Annotated in this window: 2 pseudogenes; both read right to left on the bottom strand. The window is 76.4% G+C overall.

Features of this window, described 5'->3' with window-relative positions:
* A pseudogene (locus H7I41_RS16545) lies at nucleotides 1–452 on the bottom strand (Rv1157c family protein); the annotation flags it as partial.
* 30 nt (nucleotides 453–482) lie between these two features.
* Nucleotides 483–888: pseudogene (locus H7I41_RS16540) on the bottom strand (hypothetical protein); the annotation flags it as partial.

Genomic DNA, 888 nt, shown 5'->3' with positions numbered 1-888 from the left:
GGAGCCGCCTCGGGGGCGGGAGCCGGAGCCGCCAGCGCAGCGGCGTCCGGAGCGGCCTCGGGTGCCGGGCCGACCGCATGCGCGGGATCGACGCCGGCAGGCAGATGCGCCTCGGTCCCCGGGACCGCCCCGGCCGCCGGGACATGGGCGACCGGTTCGGCCACGAACTGATTGACCGCGGTGGCCACGTTGCGCGAATCAGGTGGCGCCGCCGAGTTTCCGGCGAACGCCGCAGCGGCGGCCATCAGCATCGACACGGCGTTGTTCGGGTCGGCCGCCGCCTGCTGGATGGCCGGCCCGAGGCTCTCCATGGCCGGCAGACCGGGCGCCTGCAGCGCGTCGATCGGCAGCGGAGGAGCGGGCTGGGCGTGAGCTGTTGCGCTGCTCAGCAGCAGGGCGGCCGACGAGCCGACCGCGGCCGCTGCGGCGAGCAGTGTCCTGATCCGTGACATGGCACTCCTAGACGGTGTGGTGGGGCGTGATCAGGGCAGGGCGGAGACGGGGAACATCGCCGCGGCGGCCGCGGGTGCCGCCGGTAGGACCGGCACCGCGGGTGCGGCCGCTGCCACCGGTGCGGCTGCTGCCACCGGTGCGGTAATTGCCACCGGCGCGGCCGGAACCGCGGGCACGGCCGGGGTGGCCTTCGGCGCCAGGTTGGCCAGCGGTGAGCCGCCGGGCATCAGCGACGCCAGCCCGCCGAGGTCACCGGGCAGCGAGATCTTCTGCGGCAGCGGCACCGGCATACCCGGCACCTGCGGGATGTTGATGTCGGCGGACGGCAGCGCCCCGGTCGGTCCGCTCACGGGCTGCGCGGCCGTTGCGGGCGTGCTGGCGGGCATACCCGGAAGCACCGACGTCGCGGCGGGCGCCGTGGCGGCCGGCGCGGTG

Source organism: [Mycobacterium] manitobense, from assembly GCF_025821665.1.
GTDB lineage: Bacteria > Actinomycetota > Actinomycetes > Mycobacteriales > Mycobacteriaceae > Mycobacterium > Mycobacterium arseniciresistens.
This window is presented reverse-complemented; position numbering and strand designations above follow the sequence as displayed.